Origin of the sequence: Spirilliplanes yamanashiensis, assembly GCF_016863475.1 — a bacterium.
GTDB lineage: Bacteria > Actinomycetota > Actinomycetes > Mycobacteriales > Micromonosporaceae > Spirilliplanes > Spirilliplanes yamanashiensis.
In genome coordinates this window covers 63,502-83,747 of sequence record NZ_BOOY01000014.1, presented here as the reverse complement: position 1 = coordinate 83,747, position 20,246 = coordinate 63,502, and the positions used below count along the sequence as shown (strand labels likewise).

Genomic DNA, 20,246 nt, shown 5'->3' with positions numbered 1-20,246 from the left:
AGCCGGAGCCGCCGGACGCCGCCTCACGCGGCGTCACCGGAAGGGCGCCACCGTGAGCCCCGCGCCGGTGAGGGCGTCCCGCACCCGGCGGGCCAGCTCCACCGCCCCTAGGGTGTCGCCGTGCACGCAGATGGAGGCCACCGGGCACGGCACGCTGGCGCCGTCGGCGATGCGGACCCGCTGCTCGGTGGCCATCAGGACGGCCTGCGCCACGACGGCGGCGGGGTCGTGCAGGACGGCGCCGGGCTGCGAGCGGGGTACGAGGGTGCCGTCGGGGGCGTACGCGCGGTCGGCGAAGCCCTCGGCCACCACGGTCAGCCCGGCGTCGGCGGCGGCGCGGGCGAGCGCGGACCCGGGCTGGCACAGCACCGGTAGTGCCGGGTCGTACTCGGCGACGGCGGCGGCGACCGCCCCGGCCTGGACCGGGTCGACGGCGGCGGTGTTGTAGAGGGCGCCGTGCGGCTTCAGGTAGCGCACCCGGGTGCCGGCGACCCTGGCGAAGCCGTCGAGGGCGGCGAGCTGGTAGAGCACGTCGTCGCGCAGCTCGCCGGGGTCGTAGTCGATGCGGCGGCGGCCGAACCCGGCGAGGTCGCGGTAGCCGGCCTGGGCCCCGATCGCCACGCCCCGCCGGGCGGCGCCCGCGCAGACGCGGCGCATGGTGGACGGGTCGCCGGCGTGGAAGCCGCAGGCGACGTTCGCCGAGGTGACGACGCCGAGCAGGGCGTCGTCGTCGCCGAGGCGCCAGGCGCCGAAGCCCTCGCCGAGGTCAGCGTTGAGGTCCATGGAACCTCACCGTAGTGCCGGGCCGGGCCTGGGCGAGCGGGGTGACGTCGGCGACGACGCCGATGACGGGGTAGCCGCCGGTGGTGGGGTGGTCGGCGAGGAACACGAGCGGCCGGCCGTCGGCGGGGACCTGGACGGCGCCGAGGACGACGCCCTCGCTGGGCAGCTCGCGCTGCTCGGCGCGGCGCAGCGGGGGGCCGCTCAGCCGCAGGCCGACCCGGTTGCTGAGCGGGCTGACCGTCCAGTCGGTGGTGAACAGGGCGTCGGGGTCGGCGAACCAGTCGTCGCGCGGCCCGAGGGTGACGACCAGCTCGCCGGGCTCGGCGAGGTCGGGGGCTGCCGGGGCGGCGCCGGGGGTGCCGAGGGGCAGGGTCATGCCGTCGGCGAGCGGCGGCGGGCCGAGGCCGGACAGTGTGTCGGTGGACCGGCTGCCCAGCACCGGCTCGACGGCGACGCCGCCCGCGAACGCCACGTACGACCGCACGCCGGCGCGCGCCGGGCCGACGTCGAGGACCGCGCCGGCGGGCACCGGGACGGCCGCCCCGAACGCCACCTCGGCCCGGTCGACCCGCACCCGGGCGCGGGCGCCGGTCACCGCGACGACCGTGTCGCGCCGCACCCGCACGGCGCAGCCGCCGACGGTGGTCTCCAGGGCGGCGGCGCCGCCGGGGTTGCCGGCGAGCCGGTTGGCGCGGCGCAGGGCGGGCTGGTCGAGGGCGCCGGAGCGGGGCACGCCGAGGTGGGCGAAGCCGGGGCGGCCGAGGTCCTGCACGGTGGTGAGCGGGCCGGCCCGGACCACCTCGATCACGCGGCCACCAGCCGGACGCGGGTGCCGGGCGCGAGCAGCGCGGGCGGCTCGCGGCGCGGGTCGAACAGCGTGACCGCGGTGCGGCCGACGAGCCGCCAGCCGCCGGGCGACGCCGCCGGGTAGATGCCGGTGTACTCGCCGGCCAGGGCGACGGCGCCCGCGGGCACCCGCGGCCGCGGCGCGGGCAGCCGCGGCACGTCGCCGGGCAGGCCGGTCATGTACGCGAACCCGGGCGCGAACCCGCAGAACGCCACCCGCAGCTCGGTGCCGGTGAGCCGGGCGACGGCCGCATCGGTGCCGACGCCCCAGTGGCCGGCGACGAACCCGAGGTCCTCGCCGTCGAAGACGGCGGGGACCTCGACGAGCGGGCCGGGGGCCGGGGCCGTGGCGGGGCCGGGCGCCCAGCCGGGCAGCAGCCGCGCGGTCGCGGTGGGGTCGGCGAGCCCGTCGAGCAGGACGGTGCCGGCCCCGGGGACGATCTCGGTGACGGTCAGCTCGCCCCGCTCGCGGCGGCGCCACAGCTCCGCGCGCCACGCCTCGACGTCCGCGCACTCCACGAGCAGTGCGGACGCCCCCACCCGCCGTATCCTCATGGGGGTCATCCTGCCGGATGGCTGTGACATCACCCGCAGGCTACTTGCTGGTAACCTACGCTGCCGTAACCTGGAAGCCGTGACCACGACCGTCCCGTCCAGCAGGAATCCCGCCGACCTCGGCAAGCCGAGGATGCGCGGGTGGTTGCACGCGTACGCCTTTTTCGTCGCGCTCGTCGGCGGCATCGTCCTGTGCTCGCTGGCGGCCACCCGCCCCGGCGTCGCACCGGTCGTCAGCTGCGCGATCTACAGCCTGACGGTGTGCGGCCTGTTCGGCACGAGCGCGCTCTACCACCGCCGGGTCTGGTCCGAACGCGGCTACCAGATCATGCGGCGCATGGACCACTCGATGATCTTCATCTTCATCGCGGGCACCTACACGCCGTTCTGCGTCCTGCTGCTCAGCGAGAGCAAGGCCACGGTCATGCTGGCGCTGGTCTGGGGCGGGGCGCTCGGCGGCGTGGCCCTCAAGGTCGTCTGGCCGCACCTGCCCCGCTGGGTCGGCGCCCCGCTCTACCTGGCCCTGGGCTGGGTGGCGGTGGCGATCCTGCCCGACATCCTGCACGCCGGCGGGGTCACGACGCTGGTGCTGATGCTGGTGGGCGGCGCGACGTACAGCGCGGGAGCGGTCTTCTACGCCCTGCGCCGGCCGAACCCGTGGCCGACGGTGTTCGGCCACCACGAGTTCTTCCACGCGTGCACGCTGGTCGCCGCGGCCTGCCACCACGTCGGCATCTGGTTCGCCCTCTACGCCTGACGCGGACGACGAGCGGGCCCGTCCCCGTAGCGGAGGACGAGCCCGTGACGCGTGAGGGGGCCGATCAGACCGGCGGGCCGGGGCGGCGCACCTCGCGGTACTCCTCGACGACCTCACCCTGGGTCGTCGGGCGCACCACGGTCTGGCGGCGGCTGCGCCAGTAGAACATGGTCAGGATGAGCCCGACCAGGCCGGCGAGCATGAGGACCCAGCCGACGACGTACAGGTCGAGGAAGCCGATGCTTGCGTCGACGGCGAACGCGAGGATCGCGCCGAGCGCGATGAGGAAGATGCTGCCACCGATACCCACTGTGTCCTCCAGGATTCAGCCGTGTGCCGGTGGACATACCCATCGGGGTGAAAAACCAATCGGGCAAGCTGTAGGGCATGACCGCGCGCACCCTCGTCCTGCTCCGCCACGCCAAGGCGGACGACCCGCCGGGTTTGAAGGACATCGACCGGCCGCTGGTGATGCGGGGCCGGCTGGACGCGAAGGCGGCGGGGGCCTGGCTGGCCACTCGCGGGCTACTGCCCGACCTGGTTCTCTGCTCGGCGGCCCGGCGCACCCGGGAGACGTGGCACGGCGTGGCGCTGGGGCTGGCGGAGGCGGGCGCCGAGAGCGGCCCGGAGGTCCGCTACGAGCGGCAGCTGTACTCCGGTGACGTGGACGACCTGCTGGACGTGGTGCGGGTCGCCGACGAGGACGCCGCCACGATCCTGGTGATCGGCCACAACCCGACGGTGTCGGACGCGTCGGTGCGGCTGGCTCCGGACGAGGCGGCCGAGGCGTTCACCGGCCTGCAGACGGCGGCCCTGGCGGTGCACCGCTGCACCGGCCCGTGGACGACCCTGGGCCCGGCGACGGCGGAGCTGGTGGAGCGGCACACCGCGCGGCACTGACCGGCGGACACAACGACGGCCGGCGGGATTTGAACCCGCCGGCCGCCGGAGCACCGGATGCGTCAGAACGCCTCTTCGGGCAGCTCCATCGCGTCGAGGGTGGCGTTCTCGATGATCCGCCGGTCGGCGCCGATGCGCGGCAGCACCTCGCGGGTGAAGAACCGGGCCGCCGCCACCTTGCCGGTGTAGAAGTGCCGGTCCTTCTCGCCGACCTCGCCGCCGAGGGCCCGCAGCGCCACCTCGGCCTGGCGCAGCAGCAGCCAGGAGAGCACGACGTCGCCGAGGGCGAGCAGCACGCGGCGGCTGTGCAGGCCGACCTTGTACAGCTCGCGGGTCTCGCCGCCCTGCGCGGCCTGCAGCCAGGTCATCATCGTGCCGAGGACGGTCTGCAGCTCGCCGAGCGCCTTGCCGAGGGCGAGCCGCTCCTCCTTGAGCTGGCCGTTGCCGGCCTCGCTGTCGATGAACGTCTGGATCTCCAGGGCGAGCGCGCCGAGCCCGCGGCCCTGGTCCTTGACGATCTTGCGGAAGATCAGGTCGAGGCTCTGGATCGCCGTGGTGCCCTCGTACAGCGTGTCGATCTTGGCGTCGCGGACGTACTGCTCGAGCGGGTAGTCCTGCAGGAAGCCGGAGCCGCCGAAGGTCTGCAGCGACTCGTGGCCGAGCAGCTCGTACGCCCGCTCGGAGCCGACGCCCTTGACCAGCGGCAGCAGCAGGTCGTTGATGCGCTTGGCCTTCGTGGCGGTCTTCTCGTCGCCGGCGGCCTCGGCCATGTAGATGGTGTCCTGCCAGCCCGCGGTGTAGCAGACGAGCGCGCGCAGGCCCTCGACGTACGACTTCTGCAGCAGCAGCGAGCGGCGCACGTCGGGGTGGTGGGTGATGGTGACGCGGGGGGCGGCCTTGTTGGTGCTCTGCACCAGGTCGGCGCCCTGCACCCGGCTCTTGGCGTAGTCGAGCGCGTTGAGGTAGCCGCTGGACAGGGTGGCGATCGCCTTCGTGCCGACCATCATCCGGGCGTACTCGATGATCATGAACATCTGGCGGATGCCGTCGTGGATGTCGCCGAGCAGCCAGCCCTTGGCCGGGGTGCCGTGCTCGCCGAACGTCATCTCGCAGGTGTTGCTGACCTTGAGGCCCATCTTGTGCTCGACGTTCGTGGCGTAGACGCCGTTGCGCTCGCCCAGCTCGCCGTCGGCGTCGAAGTGGAACTTCGGCACGATGAACAGCGACAGGCCCTTGGTGCCGGGGCCGCCCGCGCCCTCGACGCCGACCGGACGCGCCAGCACGTAGTGGATGATGTTGTCGCTCAGGTCGTGCTCGCCCGAGGTGATGAAGCGCTTGACGCCCTCGATGTGCCACGAGCCGTCGGGCTGCGGGACCGCCCGGGTGCGGCCGGCGCCGACGTCGGAGCCGGCGTCGGGCTCGGTGAGCACCATCGTCGAGCCCCACTGCTTGTCGATGAACAGCTGCGCCCAGTTCTTCTGCTCGTCGGTGCCCTCGACCTTCAGGACGTGCGCGAACGACGGGCCCGACGCGTACATCCAGATGGGGGCGTTGGCGCCGAGAACCAGCTCGGCGATCGACCACCAGAGGGCGCGCGGCGCGGTGGTGCCGCCGAGCGAGGCGGGCAGGTCGAGGCGCCAGAACTCGGCGTCCATGAAGGCGCGGTAGGACTTGTGGAACGACTCCGGCAGCGGCGCGGTGTGCGTGGCCGGGTCGAAGCGGGGAGGATTGCGGTCACCGTCGACGTAACTGGCCGCGAGATCCTCGCGGGCGAGACGGTCCACCTCGGCGAGAATGTCGCGCGCGGTGTCGATGTCGAGCTCGGCGTACGGCGGCTTGCCGAACGCGCGGTCGGCACCGAAGACCTCGAAGAGGTTGAACTCGAGGTCCCGCAGGTTGCTCCTGTAGTGGCTCATGGCGCTGGCCCCGCTTCCCGGACAAGGGGTTACCCGTCAGTAACGATCACTGTATTACCCACGAGTAGCTTTCGACAACCCCTTCGCGGAGGGCGTCACAGCACCGCCGATCGAGAGCCGCCTGTCACCCACATCGGCATCGACGGAGCAACCTTTCGGACATTTGCAAGCCGACGCGCCGCCGGACGTATCGAGCCGGGAAGCGCATCGTTTAACGGACAGAGGGGTCCGTCGTTTCGATGTGTCGATGCGCCGGACATGACCGGGGGAGGTCCCCATGCTGTTCGCCCAGATCCGGAACTTCGTACCCGCTCCGCGACAGCCCGACCAGCCGAAGCGGTACGTCGGCCGGCACCGCGTGCCCGAACCCGTCGAGGCGCCCGCCCCGCAGCCTGCCCCGCAGCCCGCCCCCAGCGGCGAGACCGAACCCGAACCGGTCCAGGTCTAGCTGCCCGCGGCGCCGTACTCCCAGCTCGGCAGCGGCGCCGCCGAGCCGGTGTCGGCGCCCGTGTACTCCAGCAGCACCAGCGCGATGTCGTCGTCCAGCCGGCCGCGCACCCACTCGACGAGGGCGGTCTCCAGCGAGGCGAGGCCGTCCGCGACCGTGCCGTGGCCCAGCAGCCGCCACGCCCGGTCGGCCGTCGGGAAGAACTCGCCGTCCCGGCGCGCCTCGCCGAGCCCGTCGGTGAACAGCAGCAGCCGGTCGCCCGGCTCCAGGCGTTCCACCCGCGGCCGGGCCACCGGCATGAACCCCAGCGGCGGCGCCGGGGCCGGCGGCTCCAGCGCGATGACCTGGCCGCGGCGCAGCAGCAGCGGCGCCGGGTGGCCGCAGTTGACGATCGTCAGCGTGCCGCCGCGCTCCTCCAGCAGGGCCGCCGTCACGAAGTCCTCGTCGCCGACGCTGCGGGCCACGGCCTTGTCCAGGTCCGCCACGATCGCGCGCAGGTCGGCCCGCTCGTACGCGACGTGCCGGTACGAGCCCAGCACGATGCTCGCCAGCCGCACCGCGTCCAGCCCCTTGCCGCGCACGTCGCCGATGATGATCCGCACGCCGTACGGGGTGTCCAGCGCCTCGTACAGGTCGCCGCCGATGTCGGCCGCGGCCGTCGCCGAGATGTAGCGCCCCGCCACCGCGATCGAGCCGACCCGCGGGCCGAGCGGCCGCAGCACGGCCGCCTGGGCGACGGACGCCAGCCGGGACAGCTCGGCGATCTGGTCGAGCTGCCGCTGCCGGATCACGGCCACCCCGGCGGCGATGCCGGTGGCCACGAGGATGCCGACGACGTTGACGATGCCGGCCAGCGTGGGCCGCCCGCCGTACGCGGCGAAGAACCCACCGACCACCGTGGACACCACGCCCACCGCGAGCACGATGCGCCAGCCGGCGAACGCCGCGGCCAGGAACGGCGCCGCCGCGAGCAGCCCCACGTAGTGGGCCTCGCCGCCGTCGGCCAGATCGATCGCCGCGACGAGCGCGAGCAGCACGAGGGCCGCGCCGAGACCGGCGCGGGATCCGGGGCTGAGCGGGCGTCGGCCCGTGGGCGGGAGCGTCATGGGTACGTCCCACAGCATGCCTGATGCACGCCCGCGACTGAACCGGGTTGACCCCTCGTCCGATGCCGAACTGACCGCCCGTCGCGCCCGGGAAGATCGACCCGGTGAGCCGCGATCAGCGGGGCGTGTCGCGCCGGTGACACGATGATCGGATGGAGCCCGACCTGCGCGCGGCACTGCGGCACGCCCTCCGCTGGACCGACCCCGGCCCGGCCGCCACCCACCTGGTCAGCGACCGCTCCGGCTGGTGGCGCGACCCGGCCGTGCTGGGCCGGCTCGGCGCCGCGCTGGGGGCGCTGCACCCGCGCCCCGACGTGGTGGTGGCGCCGGAGAGCACCGGCTTCATCGTCGGCCCGCTGGTGGCCGCGGCCGTGGGCGCGGGGTTCGTGGAGGCGTACCGGCCGCGACCCGTGCCCGAGCCGATGAGCTGGGGCACCGCGTCCGGCGACCACCGGGGCGCCGACGTGACCCTCGGCGTGCGGGCGCACCTCGTCGCGCCCGGCCAGCGAGTGCTCATCGTGGACGACTGGGTGACCACCGGCGCGCAGCTGCGGGCGGTCCGGGCGGCCCTGCCGCACGCCGAGATCGTCGGCGCGGCCGTGATCGTCGACGAGTCCCCGCCGGCGGTGGCCGCCGAGCTGGGTGTCCGGTCGCTGCTGACCGGTACGGACCTGGACGCGGTTGAGTAGCGCTACTCACGAGCCCCGCCCGGCGCCCGCGCAGGATGATCGCCATGACCGCACTCCGCAGGACCGCCGCCCTGGCCGTCGGCAACTGGCTCTCCCGCACCTACCTGATCGGCGTCGCGCTCGTCGTGCTCTGGGTCGTCTGGCTGTCGGCCACCGGCGACGGCAGCGGCGACGCCAACCTCGCCGGCGTCTGGCCCATCCTCGTCACGCTGCCCGGCTCGTACCTCGGGGTGGCGCTGACCGTCGCGGCCGACGGGGCGGGCGCGATGCCGTTCCTCGTCGTCGGCCTGACCTTCGGCGCGCTGCTCAACGCCGTCGTGCTGGGCATGATGGCGCGCACCGTGCGCGAGTACCGCGCCCGGCGGCGCACCGCCTGACCGGCGCCGTCAGCGCACCGCCAGCGGCGACAGCGTCCCGAACGCCCGGCGCAGGTGGGTGGCCGCCTCGTGCTGCGCCCGGTCCGCCTTGTCCAGCACGGCGGACGCCCCGAAGAACTCGTGCATGACGCCGTCGTAGCTGCTCAGCCGCGTCGGCACGCCGGCCGCGTCCAGGTGCCGGGCGAACTCCTCGCCCTGGCTGCGCAGCACGTCGCGCTCGTCGATGATGACCAGCGTCGGCGGCAGCCCCGCCAGCTCGTCCGCCGGGATCGACAGCAGGTCGACGCGCGGGTCGCGGACGGCGCCGGGCACGCCGTCGAACGCGTGCATCGCCATCCACGACAGCAGCGGCCGGGTCAGCGGGCGGGCGTCGGCGGCGTCGGCCATCGACTCGCCGAACTGCTCGCCGGTGGTCAGCGGGTACACCAGCACCTGGGCGACCGGCGTGCGGCCGCCGGTGCGGGCCAGCTCCCAGCTGGTCGCGGCGGCCATCGTGCCGCCGACCGACTCGCCGCCGACCGCCACCCGCTCCGGGTCGCCGCCGAACTCGGCCGCGTGCTGCAGAATCCACCGGTACGCGGCCAGCACGTCGTCGTGCGCGGCGGGGAACACCGCCTCGGGGGCGCGCCGGTACTCCGGCGACACCACGATCGCCCCGGTCTTGTTGACCAGGCCGCGGCAGGAGGCGTCGTACGTGTCGACGTCGTGCAGCACCCACCCGCCGCCGTGCACCCACAGCACCACCGGCAGCGGCTCGACGTACGAGCCGGTCGGGTGGTAGATCCGCACCGGCAGCTCGCCGCCCGGGCCGGGGATGGTGATGTCGCGGACGTCGCCGACCGGCTCCGGGGCGGTGGACCGCCCGTCCTCCTCCAGGATCCGGCGCACCGCGTCCACCGGGGTGGGCTGCTTGCGGGCCTGGGCGGGCTCCAGGATCTCGACCGGCTGCGGGCCGAGCGCCGAGAACGCGTCGAGCAGCCGCTGCGCCTGCGGGTCCAGCGTGCCGGACGGGTCGGTGGCCAGGGTCTTCACCCGCCCGGACGCCAGGTCGCGGACCCGGTCGGCGACGGCCGCCAGCGGGTCGGCGATCCGGTGCCCGAGCGCCGACGACGGCGCGTTCGGGTGCGGGTACGTGGGCGCGGACCGCTTCGCGGCCAGGAACCGCCGGCCCAGCTCGGCCATCGCCGCCGGGCCGGCGTGCTTGCGCAGCCGCGGCAGCAGGACGGTCTCCTCCTCGGCGACGTGGGCGCGCACGAACGCGACGAGCCGGGCCAGCGCTTTCTCGAACTCCGGCTCCCCCGGGTCGGCCGCACCGATCGTGACCAGCAGTTCCTTCATCGCCTGGTGCTCGTCGCGGGTGTGCCGCGCCTGCTCCGGGCCGACCGCCTGCGCCAGCGCCGGGTAGAGCACCCGCTCCTCGGCGTCCGCGTGCAGGGACAGCTCGAACGCGACCTGGTTGGCCAGCACGCGGCGGTCGCCGCGACCCGCCTCCAGGTGCTGGAACTGGCGTTCGACCATGGCGTGGTCGTCGGCGACGAGGTGGTCGACGTCGCCGGGCAGCGTCTCGTATGACAGCGGCATGACCTGCAGATACCCTGCCGGAACGGTGCTTATCCGCGCGAAGGGGTCCGCGATTACGGAGCCGTCCCGCTGGGCACGTTGGTCATCATGCGGATCACCACCGTCCTGGCCGTGCTCACCGTGCGGGACCTCGGCGGCGCCCTGAGCTGGTACGAACGCCTGCTGGGCCGCCCCGCCGACCTGCGTCCCATGGACGGCCTCGCCGAGTGGCACCTCACCGACGGCGGCGCCCTGCAGGTGGCCGAGGACCCGGCGACGGCCGGGCGGGCCTACCTGACCCTGGCCGTCGACAACCTCGACGCCACCATCAGCGACCTCAACTCCCGCGACCTGCACGTCGGCGAGGTCGTCGAGGGCGCCGTCGCGAAGCTCGCCACGCTGCACGACCCCGACGGCAACGCGGTCACGTTCGCCGAACCGCTCTGAGCACGCCATGCTGGGGCGGATGTACAACAGAGACTTCGATGTCGTGGTGTACGGCGCCACGGGCTTCGTGGGCGAGCTGACCGCCGGCCACCTGGCCGCCCACGCCCCCGCGGGCACCCGCATCGCCCTGGCCGGCCGCTCGGCGGAGAAGCTGGCCGCCGTCCGCGAGCGCCTCGGCGTCGACTGGCCGCTGGTCGTCGCCGACGCGGCCGACGAGCCTGCCCTGGCCCGGCTGGCGGCCTCCACCACGGTCGTGGCGACCACCGTCGGCCCGTACGGCAAGTACGGCCACGCCCTGGCCCGCGCCTGCGCCGCCGCCGGCACCCACTACGCCGACCTGACCGGCGAGGTGGTCTTCGTCCGCCGCAGCATCGACGAGAACCACGAGACCGCCCGGTCCACCGGCGCCCGGATCGTGCACTCCTGCGGCTTCGACTCCGTGCCGTCCGACATCGGCGTGCACGCCCTGTTCGACGCCGTCCGCGCCGACGGCGCCGGCGAGCTGACCGACACGACGATGGTCGTGACCAGCATGCGCGGCGGCATCAGCGGCGGCACCATCGACACCCTGCGCCACCAGCTCGACGAGCTGCGCGGCGACCGCGACCTGCGCCGGATGGCCGCCAGCCCGTACTCGCTCACCCCGTCGCGCGCCGACGAGCCCGACGTCGGCCGGCAGGAGGACCTGGTCACCGTGCCCGGCGCCGAGGTCCACCCGCGGCTGCGCGGCACGCTCGGCCCGTTCGTGATGGCCGGCCACAACACCCGGATCGTGCGCCGCAGCAACGCGCTGCGCGGCTGGGCGTACGGCCGCCGCTTCCGCTACCGCGAGACGGTGAGCACCGGCGCGTCGCCGCTGTCCGGCCTGGTCGCGCGGGGCACGAAGGCGGGCGTCGTCGCCTTCTACGCCGGCATGACGTTCCCGCCCACCCGGTTCGTCCTCGACCGCGTGCTGCCCAAGCCCGGCGAGGGGCCCGACGAGAAGACCCGCCGGAACGGCCACTTCACCGTGGACATCTTCACCACCACCGGCACCGGCGCCCGGTACCGGTCGCGCTTCAAGGCCACCGGCGATCCCGGGTACGCCGCGACGGCGGTCATGCTCGGCGAGGCGGCCCTGGCCCTGGCGCTCGACGGCGACGCCCTGCCGCCCTCGGAGGGCGGGGTGCTCACCCCGGCCACCGGCATCGGCGACGCGCTCGTGGCGCGGCTGCGCTCCGCCGGGGTGGAGATCACCGCCGGCCCCGCCTGATCGGCTCGTCCTGAGTGGACGGCGACGGGATTGTGGGTGTCGTACCGCGGACCTACACTGCGGCGGCACTACTTCACGGGGGATTCACACATGCGCATCAGGCACTCCATCTCTGCCGTCCTGACCACCACGTTCATCGCGCTGCTCACGACCGCCACCGCGGCCGCCGCCGCGCCCGTCGCGCCGTCGTTCGACGGTGACGACCTGCGCCGCGTCGAGGGCGGCGCCCGGGCCGCGGCCGCGTCGCTGCCCGGCTACGACGAGATCGTCCGCGACGGCGTCACGCTGCTGCACCGCCGCGAGCCGGTCGCCGCCACGCCGCGGACCGGCACGGGCGTCACCCGCTCCGACCTCGACGGCGACGGCCTCGACGACATCGCGGCGTTCGCCGACACCGGCGTGGTCGTGCGCTACTCGTCCGCGGCGCACCGCGACTACCTCATCACCGAGATCCCGGGCGGCACCGGCTGCGTCTGCTTCGGCACCGAGATCGTCGCGGGCAACTTCGACGGCGACCGCTACGACGACCTCGCGGTCGCCGACATGGACGAGGTCGACCTCAAGGCGCTCGGCTACCACGCCGGCGCGGTCTGGATCTTCCCCGGCGGGCCGGGCGGCCTCCAGGTCGACCGGGTGCAGCACGTCAACCTGAGCAGCGCGGGCGTGCCCGGCGCCTCGGCCGACGGCGACTGGTTCGGCGCGGCCCTGTCCAGCGGGGACATCACCGGCGACGGCCGCGACGAGCTGGCGATCGGCATCCCGGGCAAGCAGATCGGCTCGGCGCGCGGCGCCGGCGCCGTCGTCGTCCTCAAGGGCAGCGCCACCGGCATCGTCACCACCGGCGCCCAGTGGACCTCGCAGAACTCGGGCGGCGTGCCGGGCAGCGCGGAGACCAACGACGCGTTCGGCTCGGCGGTCGCCATCGGCAAGGTCAACAAGGACAAGCACGCCGAGCTGATCGTCGGCGCGTTCACCGAGAACGAGGGCGACCTCAACAACGGCAGCGGCACCGTCGTCCAGTTCTGGGGCGCCGCCGGCGGCTTCGCCACCTCGAAGGTCACCTCGGTCAGCGGCGAGGCGGCGACGGCCGCGTTCAACCGCGAGGGCACGTACCTCTGGATGTTCGGCATGAGCCTGGGCGTCACCGACACGAACAGGGACGGCTACGGCGAGGTCGTCGTCGGCGTGCCCGGCGCCCAGGTCGGCAGCGGCTGGGACCTCCAGCCCGGCGCGGTCGTGACCCTCAAGGGCAACGCCACCGGCCTCACCGCCAAGGGCCTGCGGGTCGCGTCGCAGGACACCCTCGGCGTCGGCGACTCGACCGAGAACGAGGACTGGTTCGGCGACTCCGTGTCCGTCGGCGACGTCACCAACGACGGCTACGGCGACATCCTGGTCGGCGTGCCCGGCGAGGACGTCGGCAAGGTCGCGGACGCCGGCGCGGTCGTGCTGCTCAAGGGCTCGAAGGACGGCATGGTCGGCGCCGGGTCGCAGACCATCGGCCAGAACACCGCCGGCGCGCCCGACGGCGCGGAGAGCGGCGACCGGTTCGGCGCGGCCGTCAGCCTGCTGAACCTCAACGGCGTCGGCGGGTTCGACGCCGTGATCGGCACCCCGGAGGAGACCCGCGACACCGCGGACCGCGACTTCACGGTCGGCAGCGTCACCACCTTCGGCGGCGGCCCGGGCGGCTTCAGCACCGGCTACGTCAAGTACGGCACCGACGTCGGCCACGAGGGCCTGCTGGTCAGCCGGTACGGCTTCTTCGTCAACGGCCTGTAGCGATCCGGGGGAATCGATGTCTCGTCCACTCCGCGCCGCGGCGCTGACCGCCGCCGCGGTGACCACCGCCTGCGTCGGTCTCGCCGGCCCGGCGCAGGCCGCCGCCACCGGCAAGGCCTCCGTCTACGACACCACCAAGGTCACCTTCAACGCCGCCGCGGGCAAGACCAACTCCGTGGTCATCACCCGCTCCGGCAACACCATCACCGTCGACGACCGGGTGGCGGTGACCGCGGGCACCGGGTGCCGGGCCGTCAGCGGCGACTCCACCAAGGTCCGGTGCACCACGCGCACGGCCCCGACCTGGATCAACGTCAACGTCTCCGACCTCAACGACACCGTCGTCAACAACGCCGACGTGGGCATCTCCGTGCGCGCCGGATCGGGCGACGACACGGTCACCGGCGGCCCCAAGCGCGACCTGCTGTACGCCGACTCCGGCCACGACAAGCTCTACGCCCGCGGCGGCAACGACTACGTCTACGCCGACGACGGCAACGACTACGTCGAGGGCGGCGACGGCGAGGACGACCTGCGCGGCGGCTGGGGCAACGACCGGCTGTTCGGCCAGGGGGCGTTCGACCGGCTCGACGGCAACGAGGGCAACGACACCGTCTACGGCGGCGACGGCGACGACTACCTGGAGGAGAGCCCGGGCCGCGACACCCTGCACGGGCAGAACGGCAACGACGAGTTCTTCCAGAACCACGACACCCCAGCGCCGCAGGACATGCGCGGCGGCCCCGGCTGGGACCGGGTGAACTACGGGTTCCGCACGCACGTCATCTACGCCGACCTCGACGGCCAGGTGGGCGACGACGGCCGCAAGGGCGAGGGCGACACCATCGCGCTCGACATCGAGGGCCTCGACGGCGGCTCGGCCAGCGACACCCTCGGCGGCAACGCGCTGAACAACTGGATCAGCGGCGGCGAGGGCAACGACCGCCTGTACGGCCGCGACGGCGACGACTCACTGCAGGCCGGCCCGGGCAACGACCGCATCGAGGGCGGCAACGGCGCCGACTGGCTCAGCGGCGAGTTCGGCGCGGACACCATGCTCGGCGGCTCCGGCGCCGACACCGTCAGCTACGGCGAGCGCCTGGTGACCGTGATCGCCGACCTCGACGGCGCAACCGGCGACGACGGCTCGGCGGGCGAGAAGGACACCATCGGCGCGGACGTCGAGAAGCTGTACGGCGGCTGGGGCGACGACACCCTCACCGGCAACGCGGGCGCCAACCTCATCCACGGCGACCACGGCGCCGACGTGGTCCGCGGTGGCGGCGGCGACGACGAGCTGGAGTCCGGCGAGGGCAGCCGCACCGGCACCGACCGGGTCTACGGCGAGGCGGGCGACGACGTCCTGCGCGGCGGCGGCTACGACGAGCGCGACCGCTACGTCCTCGACGGCGGCCCGGACGGCACCGAGCGGGGCGACACCTGCATCCCGGACTACCCGGGCGTCGGCGAGCTCGTGAACTGCGAGCGCCAGGAGAGTTGACCCGCACGACGACCGGCGGCCCCGGCCCGGCACCACGCCGGACCGGGGCCGCGGCGCGTCAGCCCACGCTCAGCCGACAGCCACGCCGCGTCAGCCGGCGCTCAGCCGCAGCCACGCCGGCGCCCGGTCGTGCACGAGCCGGTCGAACGGTGACAGCAGCGCCGTGCGCCCGGTGTACGGCCGCCCGACCGCGCCCGGGTCCACCCGCCACACCCCGGGCAGCCCCTCGACGACGACCTGCTCGCCGGAGTCGCCGACGGCACCGGGCTCGGCGCCGGTGCCGGGCACGTTCTCCCGCGCGATGCCCTGCGACCGCAGCCGGCGCGCCTCGCGCTCCCGCCGCGCCTCGTCGCGCGGCACCACCGGCAGGCCGGCCGGGTACACGCGGTCCGCCAGGCCCCAGTACCGCTGCCGGTCGCAGCCGCCCGGACGCCGCCAGCCGCGCCAGCACGTCCGCGGCGAACCGCTCGTTCGCGTCCAGCCACTGCCGGTGCTGCTCGCGCCACGGGAACACCGCCATGTCGGCCAGGTACAGCCGCAGGTCCTCGGTCGGCCGGATCATCGCGTTCAGCTCGGCCAGCGTCCGGTCCTGCTCCAGCGCCGCGGTCAGCTCCCCGGGCCGGTACGCCGACCCGAGCCGGCTCCACAGCACCAGGTCGGCGTCGGGCGCCGCGCCTCCTGCCGGTCGATGGTCCGCACGGCGCGAGACCAGCCGCCCGGGCGGGATGCGCGGGCCGTCAGACGCGCTGGAAGACGGTGCCCGCGTAGACGTTGACCCACCACGAGCAGTCCATCCAGGTGCTGACCTCGAAGTAGCCGCCGCGCGCGCCGTAGTGCCCGTTCAGCGTGAGGGTGCCGGTGGCCTGCGACGAGCTGACGACCTCGAAGCCGTACTGCTGGCCGTGCCACCGCAGGTGCATGAACCCGCCGGACGGGTCGGTGCACCGGTACGCGACGTACGCACGGTAGTCGGCGGTGGGGATGCGCAGCGTGGGCGACGACCAGGACGACGTGGTGCCGCTGTACGAGGCGATCCGGCGCGGCACGCGGCGCACGACGTCGACCGCGTCGAGGCGCTCGGCGGCCTGCCGGGCGGCGGTGGCCGGGCGGACGGCCTTCCACGTGCCGCTGAAGCGCGCGGTGGCCGTCCGGGTGAACTGGCCGCGGTCGTTGGCGACGGCGCGGCCCACGTAGGTCCAGGTGGGGGTGCCGGAGCGCCGGAAGTAGAACAGCACCGGCTGGCGGTTGCCGGTCGCCTTGGTCCAGACCCGGCCCGCGAGGGTGATGGTGCGGCCCTGCAGGAGCGGCTCGGGGGCCGCGTTGAACGTCATGTTGACGGGCGCGGGCGCCGCCTGGACGGCCGCCGGCGCGACGCCGAGCAGGGTGCCCGCGGCGAGCAGCAGGGTGACGGACCGGACGATGAAGCGACGCATGCGGCTCGTGCCTTTCGTTGTGGCTGTGCCCGTCCACTGTGCGCCGCGCCTGCCCGATTTGCACTAGTACGGTTAGTTAACCACCGGTCCAGGATCGCCCGTCCGGCCCGGCGGAGCCGCCGATCGGCGCCGTCCCGCCGCCGGCCCATCCGGCGCGCGCGGCGAGGTTGCGTCGATTCGCGGTCGGCACCGCGCGGGCCGCCTGATTCGCCCGGCCCGGTGGGAGGATCAGCCGGTGACCGTGTTCGCCTGCCGCGCCTGCGGCGCCGCGCTGACCCGCGGCCTGTCCCGGGTGCCCCTGGCAGCCCTGGGCGAACCGCTCGCCCCCTTCGAGGTGCCACCCGGCGAGGACTGCCCGCCGTGGATCATGCCCGGCGCGTACGCGGTCGACCCGGAGCCGGACGACCCGCCGGTCAGCCCGGCGCCACGCCTCGGCACGGTCCTCATCAACGCCGCCGACCTGCTCGACCGCCGCCTGCACCCCGACCCCCGCCGGCTCGTCGGCTGCTGCGGCCTCGACGGCTGCGACGGCCCCAACCTGGTCTGCGCGTGCGGCGCCGAGATCGCCACCGAACGCTCCGACTGCTGGACGCCCCAGGTGGTCCTGCTGGAACCCGACGCCGTCAGCTGACCCGCTCGCCACCCGTCCGGTACGGGTACGCCCGCATCCGCCCGGCGGTCAGATCATGGAACGCCCGCAGCAGCCGGTCCCCCGGCAACCCCGCCAGGCGGTACTCGACCCGGCCGCCGTGCGCGAAGCGCACCGTGACCGACGCCAGGTCCGCGAGATAGCCGCCCTGCACGTCGGCGAGGGTCGCCACGTGCACGCGCACCGGCGCCCCCACGTTTTCGGGGACCGTCTCCAGGGCCCGCCGCCGCGTGCCGGGCAGCGCCAGCCACGGAAAGCACAGCGCCCACGTCGCCGCCCAGGGCACGCCGATCTCCACCTCGAGGACGAACCTCTCGACGGCGCACAGCACGGCCAGCCCGGCGTACACGAACGCGGCGATCAGGATCACCCGCCCGGCCGTCTCGAACGGCGTCAGCATCACGATCATCGCCACCGACCACAGCACCGCCGCCACGATCCCGCCCGCCACCAGGCCGCGCCACACGACGTAGTCGTAGTCGGCCAGCCGCGACCGCGTGTACCACCGGACGTGCTGCACGTCGAACCCGTCCTTGCGGAACCGCAGCTCGACCTCGCCGCCCGGCTCCGCCATCACTCCACTGATCCGCGCCACGGGCCCGAGGCTAGGAAGGGCACCGGGCCCGGCACCCGCCCTTTCGTGCGGCGGCCGGGTCATGCGCGGCGCACGCCCGGGCCGCCCGTCCGCCTGCGAGGATGGGCGGTGCCCTCGGACCTGACGACGCCGCCCGCCATCGCCGCCGGCGCCCTCGCCGCCACCGCTCAACCCACCCTCACCGCCGCCGGCGGCCTGCTGCTGCGCCCCTGGGCCGACACCGACGTGCCGGTCTTCCTCGCCGCCTACGACGACCCGGACATCCGCCGCTGGCACACCCGCCGGCCCGCGTCCGAGGATCGCGTCCGCGCCTGGTTCGCCGGCTACGGCCGCGACTGGGCCGCCGAACACGGTGCACATTGGGCGGTGACCGGCGACGACGGCCGGGTGGCCGGCCGCATCGCGCTGCGCGGCATGGACCTCGCCGACGGCACCGCCGTGTGCGCATACTGGGTGCTGCCGCCGTTCCGGGGCGCCGGGGTGGCGACGCGGGCCCTGCAAGTTGTGAGCGCCTGGGCGCTCGGCGACGCCGGCTTCCACCGCCTGGAACTCGACCACTCCACCCGCAATGAGGCCTCGTGCCGGGTCGCCCTCCGCGCCGGCTTCCTCCCGGAGGGCACGAAACGCAGCGCCGCCGTCCACGCCGACGGCCGCCACGACATGCACCTGCACGCCCGCACCCGGGAGGACAGCCGATGATCGGCACGCTGCGCGCGGTGGTGCTCGACGCCGCCGACATCCGCCGCCTCGCCACCTTCTACGCCACCCTGGGCGGCTGGACCGAGCTGTACACCGAGGACGACTGGATCGCCCTGGACACCGGGGACGGGTGGCGGTTCGCCGTCCAGTACAGCCCCGACCACGTGCCACCCCGCTGGCCCGACCCGGCGTACCCCCAGCAGGGCCACCTCGACCTGCACGCCCCCGACCTCGACGCCGGCACGGCCCGGGCGGTCTCGCTGGGCGCCCGCCTGCTGCGCCGGACCGGCACCCGCTGCACGCTGGCCGACCCGGCCGGGCACCCGTTCGACCTGTGCCTGTCCCGTCGACGCCGCGCCTCACCGTCGCCGGCGTGACGATCGACTGCCCCGACGCGGGGGCGCTGAGCGCGTTCTGGGCGGCAGTGGTCGGCGGTGACCGGCTCCGGTTCCGGCAGGTCGGCGACTACCGGCCGCCCCGCTGGCCCGACCCGGCCCACCCGCAGCAGCTCCACCTCGACGTCACGGTCGCCGACCCGGACGCGGCGGAGGCGGCGGTGCTCGGCCTCGGCGCCACGTCACTGGGGGCGCGTGGGACGAACTGGCGGGTGTACGCCGACCCGGCCGGCAAGCCGTTCTGCCTCTGCTGGGACTGACAGAACGACCCGCCGGCGAGGCCCGGGATCAGCGCAGGCGGTGCAGGTGGATGTCGCTGAGGTTGTTCGTGTCACCGTCCACCAGGGCGCCGTCGGTGCTGAACACCACGGCACCTCCGTCCGCCGAGATCGCCGGGAAGTACGAGCCCCGGGTGCTCGGCACCGCACCGGCGCTGACGCGGGTGGTCGTGCCGTCCACCGTGTCCCGGACGAAGATGTCGCGGGCCTCGTTGGCGTCGTCGGCCACCAGGTTGCGCGCCTCGCTGTCGAACGCCACGTACCTGCCGTCGGCCGACATCGGGGCGCCGGTGACCGTCAGCCCGCTGGCCCGGTCCGCCTGCACGCCGTCCGCACCCACGCTGACCCGGACCACCGCGCCGGTCGCCAGCTCCACCCGGTACACGTCGGTGACCCGGTTGTCGTCGCCCTCGACCATGACGCCGTCGGTGAGGATCGACGCGTACCGGCCGTCCGCGGACACCGTCACCGGCACGTGCGGCTTCGGGATCGCGTAGCCGAGGCTCGACAGCGGCGTGTTGTTGATCCGCACCGTCGTGCCGGCCTGCACGTCCCGCACGTACGCGCTCAGGTGCACGGACCGCGCCGCGGGAACGATCCGCCAGTCGTACGACAGGAAGGCGACGTACCGGCCGTCGGCGGAGATCGTCGGCAGCTGGCTGTCGGCGGTGCCCGATGTGCCGTCGGGCCGCACGCTGACCTCGGTGGTGGCGCCGGTCTCCCGGTCGTGCAGCAGCACCTTGGACTTCGGGCCCACCGCGCCCGGCGCCAGATTCGTCGCCGTCGTGCCGAACGTGACCCACCGGCCGTCGGCCGACACCTGCGGCGCCGTGCTGGGCCCGTTGCCCTCCGTGCCGTCCGTCGCCACACTCACCCGGGTAGTGGCGCCGGTCTCCCGGTCGTGGACGAAGATGTCGGCGACCTTGTTGGTGTCGCCCGGCACCAGGTCCGACGCCGCCGACTGGAAGACCACGACCCGGCCGTCGTACGACAGCGCGACACTGCTGCTGCTCCCGCGCGACGGAACGCCAGCCGACGACACGCTGACTCGGCTGCTGACCCCGGTGGCCAGGTCGCGCACGAAGACGTCAGAGTTCCGGGTCAGGTCCCCCCGCACGATGTTGAGCGCATTCGACTGGAATGCGACCACCCGGCCGTCGCCGGAGATCGCGGAGAACGTGCTCGAGCCGTTGGCCTCCTCGCCGTCATAACCGATCGTGACCCGCGACGTGCCCGCCGGCTCGTCCGCCCACGCACTCGGTGCGGCACCCACCACAG

General features: G+C 74.4%; 24 protein-coding genes. 13 read left to right on the top strand and 11 right to left on the bottom strand.

Features of this window, described 5'->3' with window-relative positions; translation table 11 throughout:
* Positions 1-33: 33 nt before the first annotated feature.
* Genes Sya03_RS10350 through Sya03_RS10340 form a run of 3 tightly spaced genes read right to left on the bottom strand, consistent with a single transcriptional unit; the run spans position 34 to position 2,184 of the window.
* Positions 34-783, bottom strand: a complete 750-nt coding sequence (locus Sya03_RS10350) for a LamB/YcsF family protein (RefSeq protein ID WP_203938008.1) — start codon at positions 781-783, stop codon at positions 34-36.
* Positions 767-1,591, bottom strand: coding sequence for a 5-oxoprolinase subunit C family protein (locus Sya03_RS10345; protein ID WP_203938007.1), 825 nt, complete (start codon positions 1,589-1,591; stop codon positions 767-769). The genes Sya03_RS10350 and Sya03_RS10345 overlap by 17 nt, the downstream gene beginning before the upstream one ends.
* On the bottom strand, positions 1,588-2,184 hold the full coding sequence (locus Sya03_RS10340; protein WP_203938006.1) for a 5-oxoprolinase subunit B family protein: 597 nt from the start codon (positions 2,182-2,184) through the stop codon (positions 1,588-1,590). The genes Sya03_RS10345 and Sya03_RS10340 overlap by 4 nt, the downstream gene beginning before the upstream one ends.
* Positions 2,185-2,317: 133 nt before the next feature.
* On the opposite strand from Sya03_RS10340, the gene trhA reads away from it, so the two are divergent.
* Positions 2,318-2,941 (top strand): PAQR family membrane homeostasis protein TrhA, encoded by a 624-nt coding sequence (trhA, locus tag Sya03_RS10335; protein WP_370872136.1) that lies wholly within the window; start codon positions 2,318-2,320, stop codon positions 2,939-2,941.
* 64 nt (positions 2,942-3,005) lie between these two features.
* Here trhA and Sya03_RS10330 read toward each other — a convergent pair whose 3' ends face one another.
* Entirely contained in the window at positions 3,006-3,251 is a 246-nt protein-coding gene (locus Sya03_RS10330) for a DUF6458 family protein (protein WP_203938004.1), read from the bottom strand.
* 77 nt (positions 3,252-3,328) lie between these two features.
* On the opposite strand from Sya03_RS10330, the gene Sya03_RS10325 reads away from it, so the two are divergent.
* Positions 3,329-3,841: a SixA phosphatase family protein gene (locus Sya03_RS10325; protein ID WP_203938003.1), complete on the top strand. Its 513-nt coding sequence runs from the start codon at positions 3,329-3,331 to the stop codon at positions 3,839-3,841.
* Positions 3,842-3,903: 62 nt separating this feature from the next.
* Here the strand turns inward: Sya03_RS10325 and Sya03_RS10320 are convergent, their stop codons facing one another.
* On the bottom strand, positions 3,904-5,757 hold the full coding sequence (locus tag Sya03_RS10320; RefSeq protein WP_203938002.1) for an acyl-CoA dehydrogenase: 1,854 nt from the start codon (positions 5,755-5,757) through the stop codon (positions 3,904-3,906).
* A gap of 277 nt (positions 5,758-6,034) precedes the next feature.
* Between Sya03_RS10320 and Sya03_RS10315 the strand changes: the two genes are divergently transcribed.
* Complete coding sequence (locus Sya03_RS10315) at positions 6,035-6,205, top strand: hypothetical protein (protein ID WP_203938001.1); 171 nt, start codon at positions 6,035-6,037, stop codon at positions 6,203-6,205.
* On the opposite strand, the gene Sya03_RS10310 is transcribed toward Sya03_RS10315, so the two are convergent.
* Positions 6,202-7,329, bottom strand: coding sequence for a PP2C family protein-serine/threonine phosphatase (locus Sya03_RS10310; RefSeq protein WP_203938000.1), 1,128 nt, complete (start codon positions 7,327-7,329; stop codon positions 6,202-6,204). The genes Sya03_RS10315 and Sya03_RS10310 overlap by 4 nt on opposite strands.
* A 134-nt stretch (positions 7,330-7,463) precedes the next feature.
* On the opposite strand from Sya03_RS10310, the gene Sya03_RS10305 reads away from it, so the two are divergent.
* Together Sya03_RS10305 and Sya03_RS10300 are read left to right on the top strand one after the other, a co-directional pair.
* Positions 7,464-8,000 carry a phosphoribosyltransferase family protein gene (locus Sya03_RS10305; RefSeq protein ID WP_203937999.1) on the top strand — a complete coding sequence of 179 codons (537 nt, stop codon included), beginning with the start codon at positions 7,464-7,466 and terminating at the stop codon, positions 7,998-8,000.
* A 44-nt stretch (positions 8,001-8,044) separates the two neighbouring features.
* Positions 8,045-8,377 (top strand): SCO4225 family membrane protein, encoded by a 333-nt coding sequence (locus Sya03_RS10300; RefSeq protein WP_203937998.1) that lies wholly within the window; start codon positions 8,045-8,047, stop codon positions 8,375-8,377.
* A 9-nt stretch (positions 8,378-8,386) separates the two neighbouring features.
* Here the strand turns inward: Sya03_RS10300 and Sya03_RS10295 are convergent, their stop codons facing one another.
* Positions 8,387-9,958, bottom strand: coding sequence for an alpha/beta hydrolase fold domain-containing protein (locus Sya03_RS10295; protein WP_203937997.1), 1,572 nt, complete (start codon positions 9,956-9,958; stop codon positions 8,387-8,389).
* An 87-nt stretch (positions 9,959-10,045) separates the two neighbouring features.
* On the opposite strand from Sya03_RS10295, the gene Sya03_RS10290 reads away from it, so the two are divergent.
* From Sya03_RS10290 to Sya03_RS10275, 4 genes are all read left to right on the top strand, one after another.
* Positions 10,046-10,384 (top strand): VOC family protein, encoded by a 339-nt coding sequence (locus tag Sya03_RS10290; protein WP_203937996.1) that lies wholly within the window; start codon positions 10,046-10,048, stop codon positions 10,382-10,384.
* Between the two features lie 19 nt (positions 10,385-10,403).
* Entirely contained in the window at positions 10,404-11,636 is a 1,233-nt protein-coding gene (locus Sya03_RS10285; protein ID WP_203937995.1) for a saccharopine dehydrogenase family protein, read from the top strand.
* 90 nt (positions 11,637-11,726) lie between these two features.
* On the top strand, positions 11,727-13,418 hold the full coding sequence (locus Sya03_RS10280; RefSeq protein WP_203937994.1) for an FG-GAP repeat protein: 1,692 nt from the start codon (positions 11,727-11,729) through the stop codon (positions 13,416-13,418).
* Positions 13,419-13,434: 16 nt separating this feature from the next.
* Positions 13,435-14,919 (top strand): calcium-binding protein, encoded by a 1,485-nt coding sequence (locus Sya03_RS10275; RefSeq protein WP_203937993.1) that lies wholly within the window; start codon positions 13,435-13,437, stop codon positions 14,917-14,919.
* 90 nt (positions 14,920-15,009) lie between these two features.
* Here Sya03_RS10275 and Sya03_RS10270 read toward each other — a convergent pair whose 3' ends face one another.
* Positions 15,010-15,303 (bottom strand): hypothetical protein, encoded by a 294-nt coding sequence (locus tag Sya03_RS10270; protein WP_203937992.1) that lies wholly within the window; start codon positions 15,301-15,303, stop codon positions 15,010-15,012.
* 353 nt (positions 15,304-15,656) lie between these two features.
* Positions 15,657-16,352, bottom strand: coding sequence for a hypothetical protein (locus Sya03_RS10265; protein ID WP_203937991.1), 696 nt, complete (start codon positions 16,350-16,352; stop codon positions 15,657-15,659).
* 235 nt (positions 16,353-16,587) lie between these two features.
* Between Sya03_RS10265 and Sya03_RS10260 the strand changes: the two genes are divergently transcribed.
* Positions 16,588-16,983 (top strand): hypothetical protein, encoded by a 396-nt coding sequence (locus Sya03_RS10260; RefSeq protein ID WP_203937990.1) that lies wholly within the window; start codon positions 16,588-16,590, stop codon positions 16,981-16,983.
* Here the strand turns inward: Sya03_RS10260 and Sya03_RS30935 are convergent.
* On the bottom strand, positions 16,976-17,596 hold the full coding sequence (locus Sya03_RS30935; RefSeq protein ID WP_239107303.1) for a hypothetical protein: 621 nt from the start codon (positions 17,594-17,596) through the stop codon (positions 16,976-16,978). The genes Sya03_RS10260 and Sya03_RS30935 overlap by 8 nt on opposite strands.
* Positions 17,597-17,704: 108 nt before the next feature.
* Here Sya03_RS30935 and Sya03_RS30930 point away from each other — a divergent pair, with 108 nt between their 5' ends.
* From Sya03_RS30930 to Sya03_RS30920, 3 genes are read left to right on the top strand one after another with little or no spacing between them, the layout of a single operon-like run.
* Complete coding sequence (locus Sya03_RS30930; protein WP_239107301.1) at positions 17,705-18,295, top strand: GNAT family N-acetyltransferase; 591 nt, start codon at positions 17,705-17,707, stop codon at positions 18,293-18,295.
* Positions 18,292-18,672 (top strand): VOC family protein, encoded by a 381-nt coding sequence (locus tag Sya03_RS30925; protein ID WP_239107300.1) that lies wholly within the window; start codon positions 18,292-18,294, stop codon positions 18,670-18,672. The genes Sya03_RS30930 and Sya03_RS30925 overlap by 4 nt, the downstream gene beginning before the upstream one ends.
* Positions 18,669-18,950, top strand: coding sequence for a VOC family protein (locus tag Sya03_RS30920; protein ID WP_239107298.1), 282 nt, complete (start codon positions 18,669-18,671; stop codon positions 18,948-18,950). Before Sya03_RS30925 ends, Sya03_RS30920 begins: the two co-directional genes overlap by 4 nt.
* Positions 18,951-18,978: 28 nt before the next feature.
* Here the strand turns inward: Sya03_RS30920 and Sya03_RS10245 are convergent, their stop codons facing one another.
* Positions 18,979-20,241, bottom strand: coding sequence for a TolB family protein (locus tag Sya03_RS10245; RefSeq protein ID WP_203937988.1), 1,263 nt, complete (start codon positions 20,239-20,241; stop codon positions 18,979-18,981).
* Between the last annotated feature and the right edge of the window lie 5 nt (positions 20,242-20,246).